Source organism: Nocardioides sp. NPDC059952 (assembly GCF_042730435.1).
Taxonomy (GTDB): domain Bacteria; phylum Actinomycetota; class Actinomycetes; order Propionibacteriales; family Nocardioidaceae; genus Nocardioides.
This window is the reverse complement of sequence record NZ_JBHWLY010000053.1, coordinates 21,439-41,131: the sequence shown is the minus strand read 5'-3', so window position 1 is coordinate 41,131 and position 19,693 is coordinate 21,439. Positions and strand designations below refer to the sequence as shown.

At 70.6% G+C, this 19,693-nt stretch carries 16 protein-coding genes; 5 read left to right on the top strand and 11 right to left on the bottom strand.

Annotation, left to right across the window (positions count from 1 at the left end; translation table 11 throughout):
- Nucleotides 1-289 precede the first annotated feature (289 nt).
- From nhaA to ACFV9G_RS21295, 4 genes are all read right to left on the bottom strand, one after another.
- A complete protein-coding gene (gene nhaA / locus ACFV9G_RS21310; RefSeq protein WP_378729610.1) occupies nucleotides 290-2,173 on the bottom strand; it encodes a Na+/H+ antiporter NhaA in 1,884 nt (627 codons plus the stop codon).
- A gap of 10 nt (nucleotides 2,174-2,183) precedes the next feature.
- Nucleotides 2,184-3,596: a mechanosensitive ion channel domain-containing protein gene (locus tag ACFV9G_RS21305; protein ID WP_378729608.1), complete on the bottom strand. Its 1,413-nt coding sequence runs from the start codon at nucleotides 3,594-3,596 to the stop codon at nucleotides 2,184-2,186.
- A complete protein-coding gene (locus tag ACFV9G_RS21300) occupies nucleotides 3,593-5,848 on the bottom strand; it encodes an adenylate/guanylate cyclase domain-containing protein (RefSeq protein WP_378729606.1) in 2,256 nt (751 codons plus the stop codon). The genes ACFV9G_RS21305 and ACFV9G_RS21300 overlap by 4 nt, the downstream gene beginning before the upstream one ends.
- 159 nt (nucleotides 5,849-6,007) lie before the next feature.
- Nucleotides 6,008-7,402, bottom strand: coding sequence for a hypothetical protein (locus ACFV9G_RS21295; RefSeq protein ID WP_378729604.1), 1,395 nt, complete (start codon nucleotides 7,400-7,402; stop codon nucleotides 6,008-6,010).
- 355 nt (nucleotides 7,403-7,757) lie between these two features.
- On the opposite strand from ACFV9G_RS21295, the gene ACFV9G_RS21290 reads away from it, so the two are divergent.
- Nucleotides 7,758-8,471, top strand: a complete 714-nt coding sequence (locus tag ACFV9G_RS21290) for a TetR/AcrR family transcriptional regulator (RefSeq protein WP_378729602.1) — start codon at nucleotides 7,758-7,760, stop codon at nucleotides 8,469-8,471.
- Nucleotides 8,472-8,521: 50 nt separating this feature from the next.
- Nucleotides 8,522-8,947 (top strand): VOC family protein, encoded by a 426-nt coding sequence (locus ACFV9G_RS21285; protein WP_378729600.1) that lies wholly within the window; start codon nucleotides 8,522-8,524, stop codon nucleotides 8,945-8,947.
- Here ACFV9G_RS21285 and ACFV9G_RS21280 read toward each other — a convergent pair.
- A complete protein-coding gene (locus tag ACFV9G_RS21280) occupies nucleotides 8,936-9,811 on the bottom strand; it encodes an NAD(P)-dependent oxidoreductase (protein WP_378729598.1) in 876 nt (291 codons plus the stop codon). The genes ACFV9G_RS21285 and ACFV9G_RS21280 overlap by 12 nt on opposite strands.
- A 214-nt stretch (nucleotides 9,812-10,025) precedes the next feature.
- Here ACFV9G_RS21280 and ACFV9G_RS21275 point away from each other — a divergent pair, with 214 nt between their 5' ends.
- Nucleotides 10,026-10,682 carry a hypothetical protein gene (locus tag ACFV9G_RS21275; RefSeq protein ID WP_378729596.1) on the top strand — a complete coding sequence of 219 codons (657 nt, stop codon included), beginning with the start codon at nucleotides 10,026-10,028 and terminating at the stop codon, nucleotides 10,680-10,682.
- Nucleotides 10,679-11,893 carry a PrsW family glutamic-type intramembrane protease gene (locus tag ACFV9G_RS21270; RefSeq protein ID WP_378729594.1) on the top strand — a complete coding sequence of 405 codons (1,215 nt, stop codon included), beginning with the start codon at nucleotides 10,679-10,681 and terminating at the stop codon, nucleotides 11,891-11,893. Before ACFV9G_RS21275 ends, ACFV9G_RS21270 begins: the two co-directional genes overlap by 4 nt.
- Before the next feature lie 10 nt (nucleotides 11,894-11,903).
- Here ACFV9G_RS21270 and ACFV9G_RS21265 read toward each other — a convergent pair whose 3' ends face one another.
- The 6 genes from ACFV9G_RS21265 to ACFV9G_RS21240 all read right to left on the bottom strand — a co-directional run bounded on the left by ACFV9G_RS21265 (nucleotide 11,904) and on the right by ACFV9G_RS21240 (nucleotide 17,924).
- Nucleotides 11,904-12,134, bottom strand: coding sequence for a hypothetical protein (locus tag ACFV9G_RS21265; protein WP_378729592.1), 231 nt, complete (start codon nucleotides 12,132-12,134; stop codon nucleotides 11,904-11,906).
- A 91-nt stretch (nucleotides 12,135-12,225) separates the two neighbouring features.
- Complete coding sequence (locus ACFV9G_RS21260; protein WP_378729590.1) at nucleotides 12,226-13,044, bottom strand: sulfurtransferase; 819 nt, start codon at nucleotides 13,042-13,044, stop codon at nucleotides 12,226-12,228.
- Nucleotides 13,045-13,156: 112 nt separating this feature from the next.
- Complete coding sequence (locus tag ACFV9G_RS21255; protein ID WP_378729588.1) at nucleotides 13,157-14,434, bottom strand: NtaA/DmoA family FMN-dependent monooxygenase; 1,278 nt, start codon at nucleotides 14,432-14,434, stop codon at nucleotides 13,157-13,159.
- Between the two features lie 22 nt (nucleotides 14,435-14,456).
- The gene (locus ACFV9G_RS21250) at nucleotides 14,457-15,683 is read right to left on the bottom strand and encodes an MFS transporter (RefSeq protein WP_378729586.1); all 1,227 of its coding nucleotides are present in this window, start codon (nucleotides 15,681-15,683) and stop codon (nucleotides 14,457-14,459) included.
- Nucleotides 15,680-16,786: an LLM class flavin-dependent oxidoreductase gene (locus ACFV9G_RS21245; RefSeq protein ID WP_378729584.1), complete on the bottom strand. Its 1,107-nt coding sequence runs from the start codon at nucleotides 16,784-16,786 to the stop codon at nucleotides 15,680-15,682. The genes ACFV9G_RS21250 and ACFV9G_RS21245 overlap by 4 nt, the downstream gene beginning before the upstream one ends.
- A gap of 31 nt (nucleotides 16,787-16,817) precedes the next feature.
- On the bottom strand, nucleotides 16,818-17,924 hold the full coding sequence (locus ACFV9G_RS21240; RefSeq protein ID WP_378729582.1) for an acyl-CoA dehydrogenase family protein: 1,107 nt from the start codon (nucleotides 17,922-17,924) through the stop codon (nucleotides 16,818-16,820).
- Nucleotides 17,925-18,057: 133 nt separating this feature from the next.
- On the opposite strand from ACFV9G_RS21240, the gene ACFV9G_RS21235 reads away from it, so the two are divergent.
- Nucleotides 18,058-19,692: an ABC transporter substrate-binding protein gene (locus ACFV9G_RS21235; RefSeq protein WP_378729580.1), complete on the top strand. Its 1,635-nt coding sequence runs from the start codon at nucleotides 18,058-18,060 to the stop codon at nucleotides 19,690-19,692.
- Nucleotide 19,693 lies beyond the last annotated feature (1 nt).

Genomic DNA, 19,693 nt, shown 5'->3' with positions numbered 1-19,693 from the left:
GTGTTGGTCTCGACACGCTCGCTGGCGCTCGCGGCTCGACCAGCGGCGGAGGTCTCGTCGACGAGACAGATGTGCCGACTCGGCGACCCGATGAAGAACCAGTCCCCAACCGACTTGAAACCCCGACCAGCCCCGAAAAGCGACCGTGATGGTCTCGACACGCTCGCTAGCGCTCGCGGCTCGACCAGCGACGGAGGTCTTGTCGACGAGACAGATGTGCCGACTCGGCGACGCGATGAAGAACACGCTCGCTGGCGCTCGCGGCTCGACCAACGGCGCAGGCAGAACGTCAGCGACGCGAGCGGACCCCGAGCCGAGCGGTCTCCCCGGTAGCAGAGCGCTCGAGCGCGGCGATGAGCGTGCGTGCGTCGTAGCGGCCCTCGTGGCGGTGAGATCCGACGAAGAACGTCGGGGTGCCGCGGGCGCCGCTGTCGTTGGCGGAGGCCATGTCCTCACGGACATGTTCGGCCAGGTCCGGGTCCTCGAGGTCGCGGAGGAACTGCTCGACGTCGAGCCCGAGGGCACCGGCGTAGCCGGCCAGGTCCTGGTGCTCGAGCTCGTTCTGATGGTCGAAGAGGTGCTTGTGCATCTCCCAGAACCGGCCCTGCCTGGCCGCGGCCTCGGCAGCGACCGCGGCCAGCTCGGCGTGCGGATGCTGGGGGAGGGGCAGGTGGCGTACGACGTGGCGGATCCGAGGCCCGAAGTAGTCGCGGACCTCGTTGGCGGTGCCGGTGGCACGGGCGCAGAAGGGGCACTCGTAGTCGAGGTACTCGACCAGGGTGATCTCGGCGTCCTCGGCACCGTAGATGTGGTCGCGCTCCGGATCGACCGGGGTCGAGAGCACCTTCGGCAGCGCCGCGTCACGCTGGCCGAGGAATCGCGCGGCGAACTGGAAGATCAGCCAGCCGAGCGCGGAGGCGAGCACCACGGAGAGGAGTACGCCGACGATCGCGTCGCGCTGCAGCGTCTCGGAGTCGAAGGCGAGGGTGGTGATCAGCAGGGCGACGGTGAAGCCGATCCCGGACAGCGCGGCGCCGCCGAGGACATGGCCGCCGCCGACCCCCTGGGGCAGCCGGCCGAGCCGCAGCCGCGTGGCGACGAGTGCGCCGCCGCCGATCCCGAGCGTCTTGCCCAGGACCAGGCCGGCCACGACGCCCCAGGTCACCGGCGAGCTCAGCGCCTCCCCGAGCACGCCGTTGCGCAGGTCGACGCCGGCGTTGGCGAGCGCGAAGACCGGCACGATGAGATAGCTCGTCGGTACGTGCAGCGTCTCCTGGAGCCGCTCGTTGACCGAGATCGTGCGGGTCAGCTCGTCGCGGGTCTCCCGCTGCAGCGTGGGCAGCGGCGACTGCCGGAACGCCCGGAACCGCGAGGTCGCGACCTCCATCTGGGCCCGGGTCGGCTCCGCCGCCGGCACCAGCAGGCCGGCCAGCATCCCGGCGATCGAGGCGTGCAGGCCGGCGCCGAGAGTGGCCACCCAGGCGATCAGGACGAGCAGTACGTAGGGTCCGGCCCGCCACACCTTCACCCGGTCGAGCACGAAGATCCCGACCAGGGCCAGCCCGGCCACGACCAGCGGCCCGATCGAGAGGTGCTCGGTGTAGGCCACCCCGATCACGCTGACCGCGACGATGTCGTCGATGACGGTCAGCGTGAGCAGGAAGATCCGCAGCTGGGTGGAGACCGCCGGCCCGACCAGCGCGAGCATGCCGAGCAGGAACGCGGTGTCGGTGCCGATCACGATTCCCCACCCGCGCGCCGCCTCGCCGGAGGGGTTCAGCAGCAGGTAGATCAGCGCCGGCAGGAGCAGCCCGCCAGCGCCGGCGATCAGCGGGACCACCATGCGGCGACGGTCGGTGAGCTCGCCGACGGCGAGCTCGCGGCGTACCTCCAGGCCGACGACGAAGAAGAAGACCACCATCAGGCCGTCGTTGACCCAGTGGTGCAGGCTCATCGAGAGGCCGACGTCGCCGAACCGGACCGAGACCACCGTCTCCCACAGGTGCTCGTAGCCGTGCGACCACGGCGAGTTGGCCCAGGCCAGCGCCAGCAGCGAGGCGATGACCAGCAGCGTGGCGCTCGTCGACTCCAGATGCATGAAGTGCCGCAGTCTGGTGCCGAGCTGTCCGGTCAGGTCCTCGTCACGCCGGGACTTCGTCTGCTGTTTCCCCACAAGGAGGATCCTAGGCGCGCTGACCGTCCGACGTGTTGGCGCGCCGCCCTTCGGCCACCTCGCTCAGCCGCCGCGCGACGCCGTGCTTGGCGACGACGAGCTGGTCGACCACCGCGAGCGGCAGCTCGAGGACCTCGGTCAGCGTGAGCGCCGTCGCGGTCAGGGTGCCGCTCTCACGCAGGAGCGCCTCGGCGGTGACGACCTGGCCCCGGTCGAGGCGGGCCACGACGACTGCGCCGCCGGAGCCGCCCGAGGAGCGGGCGGGAGCGGTCACCTCGACCACACCGCTGGCCACGAACCCGTACGTCGTCGGCACCCGTCCCGGGCGGACGATGTGCTCGCCGGCGCCGAACGTGTTCAGGCGGCACTGCGGGGCGAGCGCCTCGATCTCCTCGTCGGTGAGCTCGAGCGTGGTCGAGACCGACCGGAGCGCCGCCTCGACATCGGCCCTCGGGCGGGTCTCCGGGGTGACGCCGTCGAGGGTGAGGCCGGCCCGGCGGGCCGCGTACCAGAGCCGTGTGCGAAGCGTGGAGCTCGCGACGCCGGCCTCGGAGGCGCTGGCCAGCGGCAGGGTCACGTCGTAGGCGCCACCACCGGTTGCGCGCACCGTCGCGACGGACCCGGGCCGGAGCGACGGCAGCGCCGCGGCGGTCGCCGTGACCGTCTCCACGACCTCGTGCGGTGGGTCGGCCGCCCCGAAGTCGAGGCTGAAGGTGTGGTCGTGAGCGCGGGTGGGACGGCTGTCGTTGGTGAACGAGGCCGCGGCCAGCGCGGAGTTGGGGATGACCTGGACCCCGCTGCCGGTGTCGAGGTGGGTGGAGCGCCAGTTCATCTCCACGACCCGGCCCCTGGCGCCGGCGACGTCGAGGGTGTCCCCGAGCCGGAAGGGCTGCTCGAAGAGGAGCAGCAGCCCGGAGACGACGCTGCCGATGGCGTTCTGCAGCGCCAGGCCGATGATGATCGACCCGACACCCAGGGTCGCCCACAGCCCGCCCACGTCGAAGCCCCACACCATCGAGGCCACGATCGCGGCGCCGGCCACGACCAGGACGAGCCGGGCGAGGTCGACGAAGATCCCGGGCAGCCGCTCGCGCCAGCTGCCCCGGTCGGCGTTGTCGAACAGGAGCGCGTTGAGGGCGCCGAGCGCGATGCTCACCGCCAGGACCCCGACGACGGTCGCCACGATGCGTACGCCGTTGTTGTCGGCCGGCAGGCTGCCCACCTGGGTGAGCAGCACCAGCAGCCCGGCTCCGGGGAGCAGCCACAGCCGCAGCCGGTTGACGGGGGCCGCGAGACCGCTGTCGCGGCGCACCAGGCGCAGGTGGACCTCGGAGAGGACCAGCAGCAGGATCGGGAGCCCGACGATGAGCGCCATCGCCCACCCGAACCAGGACGCGCCGCCGACGTCGACGATGTGGGTCATGACAGCACCACCTGCCACACCGGCCGGTCGTCGATGGTGCCGACCTGCTCGAAGTCGTACGCCGAGGAGAGCTGGCCCTTGACCTCGTCGGTCACGTAGATCCCGGCGTCACCGGCGACGGTCCGGACCCGGTAGGCGAGGTCGACCGCCTCGCCCCACAGGTTGTAGACCATGTCGCCCTGACCGACCAGCCCACCGCGTACGTCACCGGTGTGGACCCCCGCGCGCAGGACCAGGTCGGCACCGTTGGTGACGTTGAAGCGCTCGACCATCCGCGCCACGTCGACGGCGAAGTCGGCGACCCTACGGACGTGGTCGACGCGCTGCACGATGAGGCCGCTGCTGCCGATGTAGCCGGTGCCGACGCTGCGTACCTTCTCGATCCCGGCCCGATGTGCGGCGGCGTCGAAGCCGGCGGAGAGCTCCTTGAGCATGGCGAGCGACTCCTCGGCGGGTCGTTTGCCGGCGAACGCGTCGAAGCCGTCGATCTCGGTGTAGACGACCGAGGCGTTCTGGTGCTCGGCCGAGATCGTCGTCTCGCCGTGCTGGTAGCGGTCGGCGACCGCCTCGGGCATCAGCGAGCGCAGGATGCGCGAGTTCTCCGCCTGCTGCGCGTCGACGAGCTCCTGCTTGGCGGCCAGGCTCGCGCTGAGGTCGTTGAACGAGCTCGCCAGGTCGCCGAACTCGTCGCGGGACCCGGCGTCGACCTGGGCGCCGAGGTCGCCCCCTGCCACGGCACGTACGCCGCTCATCAGCCGTCCCACCGGTCGGGTGAAGACCCGGGCCAGCAGGATCGAGATGCCGCAGACGAACAGGATGACGGCAGCTGTCGCGATGAGTACGTTGCGGGCGAAGTCCTGCACGGGTTCGAGCGCCTCGTCGGTCTCGATGGTCGCGACCAGCGACCAGTCGAGCCCCTCCACGTCCAGCGGTTCGTACGCGGCCAGCACGTCCTTGCCCGCGTAGTCGGTCATCTCGGCGACGCCGGTGCTGCCCTCCTTGGCCACCCCGGAGATGTCCGGCCCCGCGGTGAGGAGACCGACGGCGAGCTTCATCCGGAGCATCTGGTCGACCGTCTCCTCGCTCGCACCGTTGTCGCGCATCTGCTCGGCGAACGCCTTCGGATCGGTGAGCAGCTTGCGGGAGTTGGTGCGGAGAAGACCGTCGGTGCCGACGATGTAGGACTCTCCCGTCTCGCCGAGCCCGGTGACCTTGTCGGCCTTGCCCGAGCCCGTGGTGAGCATGGTGATCGCGTTCGAGGAGATCTGGTAGACCAGCACGCCGGTCGCGTCGCCGCCGGTGCCGATAGGTGAGGCGACGAACATCCGCGGGCGGCCGAACGCCGGCTGGTAGCTCTCGTAGTCGGAGATCGCCACGTAGTCGCGGTTGTTGGACCGCAGAGCTTCGCGCCACAGCGACTCCAGCGCCCCGTCGCGGAGCTCGCCGGTGTCGACGTCGCTGCCGAGGTCGGAGCCCTTGTCGGCGGAGTAGACGATGCGTCCGTCGGTGTCGATCATCATCACGTCGTCGAGCCCGAGCGAGTCGCGTACGGCACGCCAGTAGGGGTTCCACCTCTTGTTGGCCGCGGTCCAGGCCGAGCCGTCGCCGGCGTCGTCGACGTCGGAGACGGGGCGTGAGGTGTCGGTCTCGGTGGTCGCCTCGACCGTGTAGCGCGCCTGCAGGTAGGTCCGCGCGGGGGAGGTCGGGATGAACGCCTCGGCGTTGATCTCACCGCCGACGTTCTCCTGCAGGTGGGGTGCGTAGTAGTCGTTGTAGTAGCGAGCCAGCGCCGCCGTGTCGGCGGGATCCACCGTGCCCCGCGCGAGCTCGTCGTACGCCGCGCTGAACTCGGCCATCGACTCCGGCCCGACCCCCTGGCTGTCGAGGACGACGCCGGCGGAGACGTTGTTGATCATCGCCGAGACCCGGGAGGCGCGCTCGTCGAGCACGTCCTGGAGCCGGCTGCGGGTGGAGTCCTCGAGTGCCTGCGTACCGCTGCGATAGCCGAAGTAGCCCACCACGATCGTCGACAGCACGCTGGTCAGCACCAGCATCAGCAGCAGCTTGGACTGGATGCTGCCGAAGCCTCGGCCGCTGCCACGCGACCGGGTGGCCAGCGGTTCGCGCGGCCCGCCGCCGTCGTCTCCGCCGCCGAGGCCGGACTCGGCTCCGTCGGCCGCTGCCGGCCGCTGTGACTCGGTCGCTCTCGCGTGGCCGCCCGCCCGTCGGACGACCGCGTCGCTCTGCCCCATGTGCACTTCCCCCTGCTGGTGCGCGCCCGTGGCAGAAGTCCCGAGACGGGTGCTGCCGCTCGTGCGAGCGTACATGCGAAGTGGATCGAAGCGCAGTGAACCGATCCAGATGGTCGTATCCGAATGCACCGCGAAGCATTCGGGCCGGATCAGGTGATCTCAGCGTCGAACGGCCACCAGTCCGGCGAGCGTGCCCTGGAGCAGGGTGCCGTCGGGGAGGATCGTGCCGACCATCTGCAGGGTGTTGGCCAGCGGTCCGAGGCCGAGGAAGGTCTCGGAGAGGATCTCGCCGTCGGCCGGGTCGATCCGGGCCAGGCGCCAGGTCAGCCCGCTGCCGCGGCGGGTGACGGTGTAGAGGACGTCCTCGCCGCGGGAGAGCCGGGGGACTGCGGCCGAGGGCACCTCGTTGCGCCAGACCGACTCACAGGTTCCGGACCGCTCATCGACGTCGATGCGCTCCATCCCACCCGCGAAGTCGGCCTTGGCCGGGACGGACTCGCCCGCGTCCTCGGTCGCCTGCGCCGGATAGGGGTAGCCGTAGGTGCTGGCGATGTAGACCGAGCTTCCCCAGGCCACCGGCGAGTTCTCGGTGCCGCTGCTCTCCTCGGTGAGGATCGGCAGCCGGCAGACCTCCCGACCGTCGCGGGCCCGGTAGACGAGAAGGTTCTCGCGCGGGGAGGCGTTGTCGGTGATCACCACGAACTCGGCGCCCGTACGCTCCCCGAAGAACGTCGGCGTCGAGCCGCTGCCGTGGCTGAGCTGCCCGGGCTTGCGGGCCACGCCGCGGTCGTAGCTCTGTCGCCACACGGTCCGCACCGACTCGCCGTCGCGCCCGGCGCGGAGCAGGTACGTCGCATGGTCGGTCGTCACCGCGACCCCGCTCGGCGCGCTGGAGATGGAGTTGGCGACCTTCTCGTCGCCGGCCCCGAGGCTCGTCGTGACGACCTCGCCGTCGGGCGTGACATAGCCCGCGCGTCCCTGGGCGGTTGCGAACCAGACGTTGGCGTCGTAGCCCGGTCCGACGGTGGTGACGGCGTCGCCCTCCGGCAGGGGCACCGGGACCTCACGCTCCACGTCGATCGACCAGCCGAGCCCCGAGCGGGAGTGCGTCAGCCAGAGCAGGGAGCCGGACCCGTCGACGGTGACGAGTCGCGACTCGTTGTCGACGTAGGCATAGACACCACCGAGCAGCGACCCGGCGGAGAGGTGGCGCCGGGCGACGGGGAGGAGCGTGGTGGGGTCGAGGAGGTAGAGGCTGGGCGCCCGGTCGATGTACTCGGTGCACAGCGCCTGCACCATCCCGTCGGCTCCGCTGAGGATCGTCGGGCACACCGCGGGCAGCGGCACCGGCTGCGCGGGGGAGGGGTCGGCGCCCGGGCCCTCGAACGGCGTCGTGTCGGAGGCCCCGGCGTCGCCGTGCATGTTCCAGGTGCCGTCCGGGCCGGCGTACGGGTTCGGCGGCATCGCGGCGCCGGCTGCTGGACCGGCTGCCGGGCCGGCCACGAGGACGACGAGGGCCAGAAGGACGGTGGCGGGCGCGGTCCGGCGGATCATGGTGAGGATCTAAGCATGAGTAAGTCGAGCGGATCGCTCGAAGATCATGTGGTGGGCGCCACAGGCGTTACACGAATGTCCAACAGATGCGTGACCTGTCACCCACATCATCGTTAGCCACTCTGACGGCGGGTAACAGCCGGATGACGGCGCCGAACCAAGTGGCGCCACCCGGCACTCGGCCGTACATGGGGGCTTCCGGTGTATGTGTCCGGGTGTTGACGGGCGCAAACGCACACATCGTGGGCATGGCCCGATCGAACCATGTCCTATAGGTCTTATGGCTCATAATTTGTAGAGGATAAAGTCCTTTCAAGTCTTCCTTGAAAGTCTGGATGGGAGTTAGATGGGCAACATGACAACTAGGCGCTCTCGGCCCGGCCGCCCTAGGCATGTTCCCGACTCAGGTACGACCTCACCGCGCGACCAGATCCTGGATGCCGCCTCGCGGCTGTTCGTCTCCCAGGGTTTCGCGGCGACGTCTACCCGCGAGATCGCCGACATGGTCGGCATCCGCCAGGCATCCCTCTACTACCACTTCGCGGGGAAGGACGAGATCCTCGGCGAGCTGCTCCGCCGGTCGGTCCGCCCGACCACGGACAAGGTCGAGAAGATCCTCGACCGGGTGCCGCCGCTCGACTACGAGACCGCGCTCTACCTGCTGGTCCTCGTCGACGTGCGCACCCTCGCCGACGTTCCGCACAACGTCGGCATGCTCTACCAGCTCCCCGACGTGGCCAAGTGCGAGGTCTACGACGAGTTCCGCAACGAGCACGCGGAGCTGGCCGGGCACTACGCACACCTGGCCGGCGAGATCGCCTCGAAGACGGTGCGCTCGACGGTCAGCCGCAAGCAGCTGGGTGACCTGCTCATCCAGCAGGTCGAGGGCGTGATCAACATGCGCACCGAGGACCCGAGCCGTCGGATCCCGTGCCGCGAGGCCTGGGCGATCGCCGCCACCTGCCTGCGGATCTGCGACGTTCCGCAGGAGAAGATCGACGCCGCGGCGCCCATCGCCATCGAGCTGCTCCCGCAGTTCATCGACGAGAAGGTCGTCGAGCCCGCCTGAGGCCCGATAACCCGGTGGACTCGGGTGCGCCGGTAGGTTTCGATGTGCGCATGACCCTCTTCGTCTCGCACACCACCATCGACTGCCACGACGCGTACGCGCTCTCGGAGTGGTGGAAAGCTCTGCTCGGCTACGTCGACGTGGAGGGTGACCCGAACCTTCCCGGTCACGAGGAGTGCATGATCCTCGACCCGGAGACCGGCCACCGGCTGCTGTTCATCGAGGTGGCCGACGAGGAGCTGCCCGCCAAGCGGATCCACCTCGACCTGCGCCCGCGCACGAGCACCCGCGACGAAGAGGTCGAGCGGCTCCTCGAGCTCGGCGCGACCCAGATCGCCGACCACCGCGGGAAGTACGGTCCCGGGACCGGCTGGGTGATCTTCGCCGACCCCGAGGGCAACCAGCTGTGCGTGCTGCGCTCCGAGGCGGAGGTCGCCGCCTGGGAGGCCGAGCGGGCCCAGACCTCAGGGGCGTAGCAGCTCATACATGCTGGAGAACCCCTGGTCGCCGTGACCCTGGGCGATCCGGCGGTCCATCAGCGCCTTCACCTCCCGCATCCGTACGGCCTCGACACCGGCCGACTCCCGGTGCCCGATCAGGTCGTCCATGAGCGCGGCCTGCACGTCGAGCGAGCCGAGGTCGGGGCCGTACGTCCCGCTCTTGATCGCTCCGGCCATCATCCGCAGCAGTCCTGCATAGCCGGACAGGGAACCGGCGACGCGCTCGGTGAACGACTCCAGGTCCATGCCCTCGGCCTCGACCAGGCTGAGGGTGTGCAGGAAGCCGATCAGGAACTCGTAGCCCATCGCGACCTGGGCGTTGAACTCGACAGCGGCATACCCCGCGTCCGGGCCGTGGTAGAGGACCGAGCCGAGCTCCTGCAGCGCCGGCCCGGCGCTCTCGTACGCGTCGCGGTTCCCGCTGAAGGCCAGCGACATCCTCGGCGTGCCGACGTCGGGCGGGTCTCCCATCACCTTCCCGTCTACGTACGCGGCCCCGTGCTCGCTCGCCCACGCTTCGTTGGCCCGCGCCTGGGCCGGGGAACCGCTGGTGAGGCTGACCAGGGTGTGGCCGGCGGCGGCTTCGCCGACCGACTCCAGAACGTCCTCGACCGCGGTGTTGTCCAGCAGGCTGAGGATCGTCAGCGGACTCGCCGCGACCGCCTTCGCCGCGGTGGAGGCGACGACGGCTCCGGCATCGGCGAGCGCCTCGGCCTTGTCGGCCGTCCTGTTCCAGACCGTGGTCCGGTAGCCGCGCTCGAGGTAGGCCCGGGCGAGGGCCGATCCCATGTTGCCCATCCCGATCACGGTGACGGCGGGTCGGTCGTTGCGTTCCGTCATGGTCCAGCTCCATCTCTCGTCGGTGTGCCTCCATGCTCGAAGATCAAGCCGACTTGAGGTCAAGGACCATCTTTCGTCGGTTTTCACCTGTTCGAATCATCACTGTGCAGAACAGGCAGTTTCTTTATCGAATCAGCCTGTTTGAGTCGAGCGCGCCTTAGCCTGGACCCAGGTTTCGACCGACCGGTTGAAGATGAGCCGACAGGATCTCCACATGGCATCTGCGTCCCCTGATTCGAAGACCGGCCATTCCCGCCCACCTGACTGGGTTCCGGTCGAACGCCGCTGGTGGGGCCTCGACCGCCTCACGCTGCGTCCGGCCCTCATCGTCGTGGCATTCGCGCTGGTCGCGCACTTCGGTGTCCCGGCGATCGATGCGGCGCTGCCGAACGACGACGAGACGTCGGCAGGTGACCGGATGCTGCTGAAGAAGGGTGTCTCGTTCGTCGCGGCGCCGGGGTGGAACATCGAGTCGGGGATCGTCGAGGGTGACGAGCCGATCAGCGGATCGCTGCCGCGCACGACAGTCCTGACGTCGGGGGAGGTCTCGTTCACGGTCACCGTCGGGGACTTCGACGGCGATCTCCGCGGACTCATGGAACAGCTCGAGAAGACGACCGACGCCACCAACGGCAGCGACGGCTTCCACATCACCAGCGATGCGTACGGAATCCGCAGCGCCGACGGCGAGGACGGTCTGCTGGCGCGCTACAGCAGCATCGACGCCGACGGGGCCCTGGCGGTGTTCCTTCATGACGGCACGGGCGCTCAGGTGACATCGACAGGCCCCGCGGGCACGGACGAGGACGTCGTCGAGCAGGTGGCCGCGATGATCCTCAGTGTCGAGTTCGGAGAGGAGGAGAGCGCATGATCACCTCGTCATCGACCGATCTCGCGGCCTTGGACCAGGAGCGCAGGGCGGCCATCACGGAGAACGGCTGGGGTGCCCGGTTCACGTTCTTCCAGCCCCGCAACCTCGCCTTCTGGGTCTGGCTTGTCTTCGTGATCTGGGGAACCTGGCACAACCTGCTGAGCACGATCGCGGCCAGCTACTACGCGCCCGCGATCGGCCTGGCGTTCGTCGTCTTCACCGTCTACGGAGCGGTGTTCTGGTGGTTCACCCAGCACATCGACCGGTATTCGTCCCAGCCCGCTCTGCTGCGGGTGATGGCCTTCCTGTGGGGCGGCTTCGCGGCGACGTTCGCGATCGCGGCGCCGGCGAACGACGCACTGCTGAGCATCTACGCAAAGCTCTTCGGTCAGCCCTTCGCGATGGACTGGGGTCCTGCCCTCGCCGCTCCGTTCACCGAGGAGTGGGGCAAGGGGCTGGGCATCCTGCTGCTCATCGCGCTGGCCCCTGGAGTGATGCGGACCGCGTACGACGGCTTCGTGGCCGGCGCCTTCCTCGGCCTGGGCTTCCAGATCCTCGAGGACGTCCTCTACGTCGCCCAGTCCGCGCCGACTCAGTTCGGCGCCAACCAGATCGGCGCCTCGCTGGGGACCTTCGGCGTACGGATGGCGTCCGGCATCGGCTCGCACATCTTGTTCAGCGCCATCTTCTGCACCGGTCTGGTGTACGCGATCGGTCTGCCCTCTCAGCCCCGGCGGCTCGGTCGTGGCATCGGTCTGATCGTGCTGGCGATGGTGCTGCACGGCGTCTGGGACGGGCAGAGCGCGATCGTGGCCAGCCTGTTCAGCGGCGGCGCCGCGATCGCCATGATCATCGTCTTGATGTGCTGTCTTCCACTGATCGGTGTCGCCATCGTGGTCCGGGTCTTCGGCATGGCTGTCGCCGGAGAGCGGGCCAGCATCCGCCCGATCCTGGCCCCGGAGGTCGCCAGCGGCGTGCTGACCCAGGCGGAGGTCGACGCGGCGGCGGGTGACCACAAGGCGCGCAGGCGCTATCGCAAGGACGGCCACGGGCCGGGCCACCGCCACCGCAATCGCCATGTGCTCGAGGCGGTCTTCGATCTCGCGCACGAGCTGGGCCGCTCCGGAGGGGACAGCGACGATCGGGTCGAGTTCGCCCGGGCCGAGGTCCTCCGACTGCGCCAGGCGGACGATCCCGCTCGTCAGGGCTGAGCCGGTCGGGTCAGCCGAGCGGCACGAGGCCGTTGCTGAGGACGGCACGCTGGAGGGTGCCGTCAGCGGTCGCCCACTCGACCTCCGCCGAGGTGGCGGAGCCGGGGGCGTCGTAGGAGAGGACCGCGGTGGTGAGCCCGGACAGGTCGGCGGACCCGTTGCCGAGATGTGGGAGCGCCGGGGCGGTGCCGGAGGTCCCGGACGGCATGGTGAGGGCGAAGGTGTCGAGGTGGTCGGGCATCGGAGCTCCTCTGCGTGTCGGTGGTTCCACCTTCGCCCGACCACCTGTGAGCCAGCCATGACCTGCATCGCGCCGGCCTGTGGGTCGTGATCTAGTCGGTCGCGACCGGGAGGTCGTGGTTGCTCCACTGGCTCCACGACCCGGGGAAGAGCGCGGCGTCGTAGCCGGCGATCGCCAGCGCGGCGATCTGGTGGGCGGCGGTGACCCCGGAGCCGCAGTAGGCGGTCACGGGGGAGTCCGCCTCGACGCCGAGCGCGGCGAAGCGGGCCTGGAGATCCTCGACGGGCAAGAAGCGGCCATCGGGCCCCAGGTTGTCGGCCGTCGGTGCGGAGACCGCACCCGGGATGTGCCCCGCCTTCGGGTCGACGGGCTCGACCTCGCCGCGGTAGCGCTCGGCGGCGCGGGCGTCGAGCAGAAGACCCTGGTACGCCTGGACCTGCTCGAACGGCAGCACGGGCAGGTGGCCCGGAGTGAGCGTCACCGTGCCGGGCGAGGGTACGACGTCGTCGACGGCCAGCGGGTGCCCGGCGGAGGTCCAGGCGCCGAGGGCGCCGTCGAGGAGGCGTACGTCGGCGACGCCCGCCCAGCGCAGCAGCCACCAGGCGCGGGCGGCGGAGGTGTTCCCGACGGCGTCGTAGGCGACCACGGTGTCACCTGCGGAGATGCCCCAGCGGCGGGCGGCGGCCTGCAGCTCCGCGAGCTCGGGGAGCGGGTGGCGCCCGTCTGTCGGCTCGCCGTGGCGGGCCAGCTCGGTGTCGAGGTCGACGTAGACGGCGCCGGGGAGGTGGCCCTTGAGGTAGGACTCGTGTCCGGGCGGGCCGCCGAGCTGCCAGCGTACGTCGAGGAGGACCGGGGGCCGGCCGGAGGCGAGCGCGGTCGCGAGCTCGTCGGCGTCGATGAGTACGTTCACGGACGGAGTCTTTCAGGAGAAGGTGGGCGGCTCATAGGCGCGTACGGGCGGGGTCGGGCCGTCGTAGCGGGTCACCGGGACCAGGACGTGGGCACCAGTGTTGGACCCGGGCTCAGCGTGCCAGCGGCAGCTCCAGGTTGTCGCGCAGCGTCGCGCCGAGGTAGTCGCTCCCGACGATCCCGCGGCGGCGGAGCTCAGGCAGCAGGCCGTTGGCGACGAAGTCGTGGGTGCGGTCCTCGCCGAGGTCGCCGACGCTGACCACGTCGAGCACCCCGAGACGGTAGCGCTCCTCGATCGCGTCGGCGATCTGCTCGGGGGTGCCGGTCTCGGCCCAGTGGCCGGTGTCCTGGGCGGCGATGACGAGGTCGCGCAGGGTGCGGCCCTGGCGCGCCCAGGCGGCGAAGATCTCGACCCGGCCACGACGGCGGCTGATCCCGGTGATCTCGGGCAGCAGCGACTCCGGGACGGTCTCGTCGAGCCCGACCCCGGAGAGGTCGGCGTCGCCGAGCATGCTCTCCAGCCGGGCGCGGCCGGCGTCGAGGTCGATCGAGTCGGTGCGCTCCCGGGCGAGCCGCAGGGCCTCCTCCTCGGTGGCTCCGTAGGTGGCGTGCAGGGAGCTGAAGATCAGCGGCCGGTCGCGGCGCCCGAACGAGGCGGCCAGCGAGCGGATTCGGCCGGTGAACTCCTGGGCGATCTCGATGGTCGGCAGCGAGGTGAAGACGACCTCGGCGAAGCGTGCCCCGAGGCGTACGCCGCCCTCGGACTGGCCCGCCTGGAAGATCACCGGCCGCCCCTGCGGCAGCGGCGGGATGTTGAGCGGCCCGGCGACGTCGAAGTGCTCGCCGCGGTGGTCGATGCGGTGCACCTTGCCCGTGTCGAGCCTGGCCGCCCCCTCGCCGACCCGCAGCGCGCCCGGCTCCCAGCTGTCCCACAGTGCGTGGGTCACCTCGAGGATCTCCTCGGCACGGGCGTAGCGCTGCCCGGGGGAGGGGATCTCGGCGTACCCGTAGTTCTCCTCGCCGAAGGCGGAGGTGACCACGTTCCACGCGGCCCGTCCGTTGCTGACGTGGTCGAGGGTGCCGAACTGGCGCGCCAGCGTGAAGGGGTCGTTGAAGGTCGAGGAGACCGTCGTGATCAGCCCGGTGTGGGTGGTCAGCTGGCTGAGCGCGGCCATGAAGATCAGCGGCTCCTGGGCGCCGATCGCCCCCTGGTTGCCGAACTGGAGCAGGTCGGCCAGGAAGAGCGCGTCGATCTTCGCCGCCTCCGCCCGCGGCGCGATCCGCGCGGCGTCGGCCATCGTGGAGCGGGTCGGGTCGAGGGCCAGGTCGTAGATGCCCCAGTGCTGGCCGCCGGAGCCGGCCACGGTCTTGAGTGTGCGTCGCTCGGTCACATTCATAAGTTAATCACTCGAATTAGGTGGCATAGGTCGAATGTCCACGACGGGCGACCGGGATCAGTGCCGCGGCCGAGAGGAGGGTCATCGCGCCGGCGGCCACCAGGAACCTCCAGTCGCCGAGCCACACCGCGCCCAGCGGGGCGCCGGCGCGGGAGAGCGCCATCGGGGCGGTCATCACGGCAAGGATGCTGGCGAAGTGGGCGACCCCGAAGACGTCGGCGACGATCGAGGGCCTGGCCACGACGCTGACTCCGTAGCCGAGCCCGAAGCAGGCGACACAGGCCAGGGTCGAGGGCACCGACGTGCCGGCCAGCGGAAGGGCGAGCAGGCCCGCGCCCTGGATCGCGAAGGACGCCGCGGTCACCCTCCCCATCCCGAACCGCGCGGCCAGCGGCGCCAGCGCGAGCCGTGAGGTGATCTGCAGGAGCCCGACCGCGAGCGGGAGCGAGGAGGCCACGCCGGCCGAGAAGCCGATGTCGCGGAAGTAGGTCACCATCGCGACCAGGAAGGCCGAGGTCGCGCCCGCCTGGGCGACGAAGCCGAGCAGCAGCAGCCAGAAACGTACGCTGCGGACCGCGTGCCCGACCCGCAGACCGGTGCGCGCCACGATCCTGCGCGCGTGCGCCGCCCGCCCGGGCAGCGCCCACAGGTGGGCCGGCAGCGCGACGAGCGCGAGCGAGGCGGCGAGCACGAGCAGCGTCGTACGCCAGCCGAGCTGGCTCTCCAGCCACCCGGTGAGGGGGTAGTAGAGGCTCGTGCCCAGGCCGGTGAGCATGGTGACGACGACGAAGGCCCGGTCGCGCCCGGAGGCCTCGGTCGCGACGACCAGCACCGCGAAGGCCGCCTCGTAGGTCGACATCGCGAGCGCGAGGCCGATGAGCACGAACGCGCCGTAGAGCGTCGGCTGGTCCTCGGCCCGGGCACAGACGACCACACCGACCACGCCGATCGCCGAGCCGGCCGACATCAGGGCCCGCCCGCCGTACCTGTCCAGCAGGGTGCCGACGGGGATGGCGGCGACGGCGCTGACCAGGATGGCGAGCGTCGTGGCTCCGGCGATCGCGGTGCGCGAGGTGTCCAGGTCGCGCGCCATCGGCAGGAGCAGGACCGGGACGGTCTGGATCAGGGCGCCGTAGCCCACGGTGTTGGTGATGACGAAGACCCAGACCAGACGCCGGGCGAGCGAGCCGGACTCGTCGTGCCCGACGGGTCGGCGGATGAGGCCGGTGTCGTTCGCCGTCATCCGCGCAGCAGCGGAAGCAGCTGCTCGCCCTGTCGCTCGATCTCGGGGAGATAGGGGGTGTCGGAGAGCACGAAGTGGGTGATGCCGAGGTCGGCGTACTTGCGCAGCGACTTGGCCACGTCCTCGGCCGAGCCGACCAGCCAGGTCGTGCCCGCGCCTCCGCCGCCGACCTTGCCGGGTGTCGTGTAGAGGTTGTCGTCGAGCACCTCGCCGCGCTCGGCGAGGTCGAAGAGCCGTTGCTGGCCCACCGCGGTGCGGCGGTTGCCGGTCCACTGCCGCTGCGCGGAGGTCTCGGCGAGCCGGGCCACCTTGGCCTCGGCGTCGGCCCAGGCCTCCTCGGTGGTGTCGCGGACGAAGGTCGTGATCCGCAGGCCGAACTCCAGCGGCGCGTGCTCGCGGCCGAGCTCCTCGCTCAGCGCCCGGAGCCGCTCGATGCGCTCCGCGACCCCGGCCAGCGGCTCGCCCCAGAAGAGCTGCACGTCGGCCTCGGTCGCCGCGACCCGCTCGGCGGCGGGCGAGGCGCCACCGAAGTAGAGCTTGGGGTGCGGGCGGCCCTCGCGCGCCTCGATGCGCGGGGTGAGCGTGGAGTCGGTGACCGAGTAGTGCTCGCCCCGGAAGGTCACGCCCTCCTCGGTCCACAGCCGCCGCACCAGCTGGAGGAACTCCTTGGTCCGTCCGTAGCGGGCGGCCTGGTCCGAGGCGTACGCCGCGTTGTCGCCGTAGGCGTCGAGATGGTCCTGCCCGGAGACGATGTTGACGCGGACCCGGCCGCCGGTGAGGTGGTCGAGGGTGGCCGCGGCGGAGGCGAAGTTGGCGGGGCTCCAGTAGCCGGGGCGGACCGCGATGAGCGGCTGGAAGGTGGTCGTACGCGCCGCCAGGGCCGAGGCCACGGTGAACGTGTCCGGGCGTCCCCAGCCGGTGCCGAGGAGGGCGCCGTCCCAGCCGTGCTCCTCGAGCGCGCGGGCGTGGCCGGTCAGGGTGTCGAGGGTGTTGTGGTCGGCGACCTGGTCGTCGCCGCGGTGACCGGGCTCGGACTGGTTGGGGATGTACCACAGCCGGGTCTGCTCGGGTCCGGGCGTGGCGGGGGTGGGGGACTGGGTCATGGGGTTCTCCTCAGAAACGGTGGGGACGGGGTCAGGCGGCGAAGGCGCGCAGCTGCGCCTCGCGGACGGCGTCGGTCTGGCCCTGGACGAGCACGAAGAGCGCCGAGCGGGCGTGGAGCTGAGCGGTGCTGGTGCCGGCCAGGCCGCGCCCGGAGCGGGCGATGACCAGGGCCTGGGTCAGGCTGGTGAGGGCGTGGCCGCTGGCGACCTTCAGCTCGAGCCGGTCGGTGAGGGGGATGCTCTCGCCGCCGTCGACACGGTCGATGAGGTCGTAGGCCCGCTCGCGGATGTCCGCGATCCGGGGCGCCCAGACCGAGGCGACCTCACGGGCGAGCGGTTGCGCCTCGGCGGCCAGCTCCGCGAGCACCGTGGCGGCCAGGCCGAAGTGGTGGGAACGGGCGTCGGCCGCCGCGGCGACGTCCTTGGCCCGCCACCGCTCCAGCGGGACGACCTCGAGCACGTTCTCGTCGCGGACCGTGACCGAGGCCAGGTCGACCCGCTCGGTCCGGCTGCCGGCGACGGCGCCGAGATGGAGCGGGCTGGCCGTGGTGCGCTCCTCGACCGGGACGAGCGCGAGCACCACCTCCTCGGTGGCGGCGTCGACGGCGGCGATCAGCAGCACCGAGTTGAGGCCCCAGCCGCTGACCCAGGAGACGGTGCCGTTGAACACCCAGCCGCCGGGCGCGCGCCGGGCGCTGAGGTAGCGGTCGGGGAAGCGGCGTACGTCGCTGATGCCGGCGCCGACCAGGAGCTCGCCGCGCAGGACGGCGTCGACCAACGGGTGCTCGGCGTCGGGGTTCTGGTCGCGCCACAGGGAGAGCCGGGCGATGCTCGGGGCGTGCTGGGCCCAGACCAGCCAGGTGTTGAAGCAGGCTCCGGCGAGGATCTCGTGGATGCGACGGTCGACGGGCCGGTCGGCCTCGGCGCCGCCGTAGGCCCGTGGCGCCAGGTGGTTGAGCAACCCGAGCCGGCGCAGGTCGTCGATCACCTCGGAGCCGACCTCGGTGGCGTCGGTCTCGAGCGCCCGTGGCCGGAGCACGCGCTCGGCGTACTCCTGCGCGGCGGCGACGAGGGGGTGGTCGTCGGTGGCGTCGACGGCTGCTGCGCCGAAGAGCGCGGGGGTGGTGACCGGTGGCATCGAGACTCCTCATCTGATTTTGAGACAGTAAGACTACTAGAAAAATAAAGTCGATAGACTCAGTGCACTTAGTTCGGACGACCACTCGGGTGACACGTCAGCCGGCCCCACCAAGCGAAGGACCCACCACGAGATGAACACCAAGAGACTTCGTACGCTGCTTGCCTCGGTCACGGTCGCGGCGACGGCGGCGTGCGTGCTGAGCGCCTGCGGCGGCACCTCCGCCGCGGGCGGCGAGGCGGGGGAGCCCGTCCACGGCGGGACGCTCACCTTCTTCGATCCCGTCGACTACGCGGCCTGGGCGCCGACCAACTCGCTGTGGTCCAACAGCAACGTCACCGGCAACCTCGCCGAGCGACTCATCTGGCAGGACCCCGAGACCGGCGACTTCGAGCCCTGGCTGGCCACGAGCTGGGAGGTCAGTGCCGACCACCTCGTCTACACCTTCAAGCTGCGCGACGATGTCACCTTCAGCAACGGTGACCCGCTCGACGCCGAGACCGTCAAGCTCAACTTCGACCAGCACGGCAACGGCGACGAGAAGCTCGGGATCCCGCAGGACCCGTTCTGGACCGACTACGCCGGCACGACCGCCGTCGACGAGCACACCGTGAAGGTCGAGCTGAGCAAGCCGAACGCGGCGTTCCTGCAGGTGCTCTCGAACTACCGGGCCAGCTCCATCCTCGGCAAGCCGTTCCTCGAGCAGGACCTCAACGGCCAGGGCGACCTGAAGAACTGGATCGGCACCGGCCCCTTCGTCGTGGACGAGGTCGACGGCACCACCGGCGTGACGCTGAAGCGCCGCGACGACTACGACTGGGCGCCCGAGAGCGCCGCACACCAGGGCAAGGCCTACCTCTCGAAGATCGTCTTCAAGACCGTGCCCGAGGCCGGCACCCGGGTCGGTGCGCTGCAGTCGGGCGAGGCCCAGATCGCCCGCAACATCGCCCCCTACGACGAGGAGACCGTGGAGGCCGGGGGCGGCAAGCTCGTGGCCATCCCGGTGCAGGGCGAGACCAACGACCTGACCATCCAGACCGGCGCCGCGGGTCCGACCCAGGACCTGCGGGTGCGCCAGGCGATCCAGGCGGCGACCGACCGCAAGGAGATCAACGAGACCGTCCTCTCGCCGAGCTACGGCATCCCGACCAGCGAGCTGGTCAAGGGGACGCCGCTGCGCGGGGACGCGAGCGACTACCTCGGCTACGACCTCGAGAAGGCCAAGAGCCTGCTGGACGAGGCCGGTTGGAAGGCCGGCGGCGACGGGATCCGGGTCAAGGACGGCAAGCGGCTCAGCTTCCACCTCCGGGTGGCTCCCTTCTACCAGGTCTCCAAGTCCGTGCTCGAGCTGCTGCAGTCGCAGTGGGAGAAGGCCGGGATCGAGGTCCGGATCACCCAGCCCTCGCTCACCGACTACCAGGCCCAGGAGGCGGCCTCGCCCGCGGACTGGGTGTTCTCCCAGGGGCAGACCTCGACCGCGGAGGCCGGGGTGCTGCGTACGTCCTGGAGCATCAGCAAGCAGAACTCGGCCGGCTTCACCAAGCCGGACGCGACCCTGGAGAAGCTGCTCGAGCAGCAGTCGCAGGCCTTCGACGAGAAGACCCGCAAGGACCTGATCCAGCAGGTCGAGGACCGGATCTTCTCCCAGGCCTACTCGATCCCGCTCTACGACGAGACCCAGGTCTTCGGTCTCTCCGACAAGGTCCAGGGCTTCGCCACCGAGTCGACCGCCCGCTCCTGGCTCTACGACACCTGGCTGGCGGAGTAGC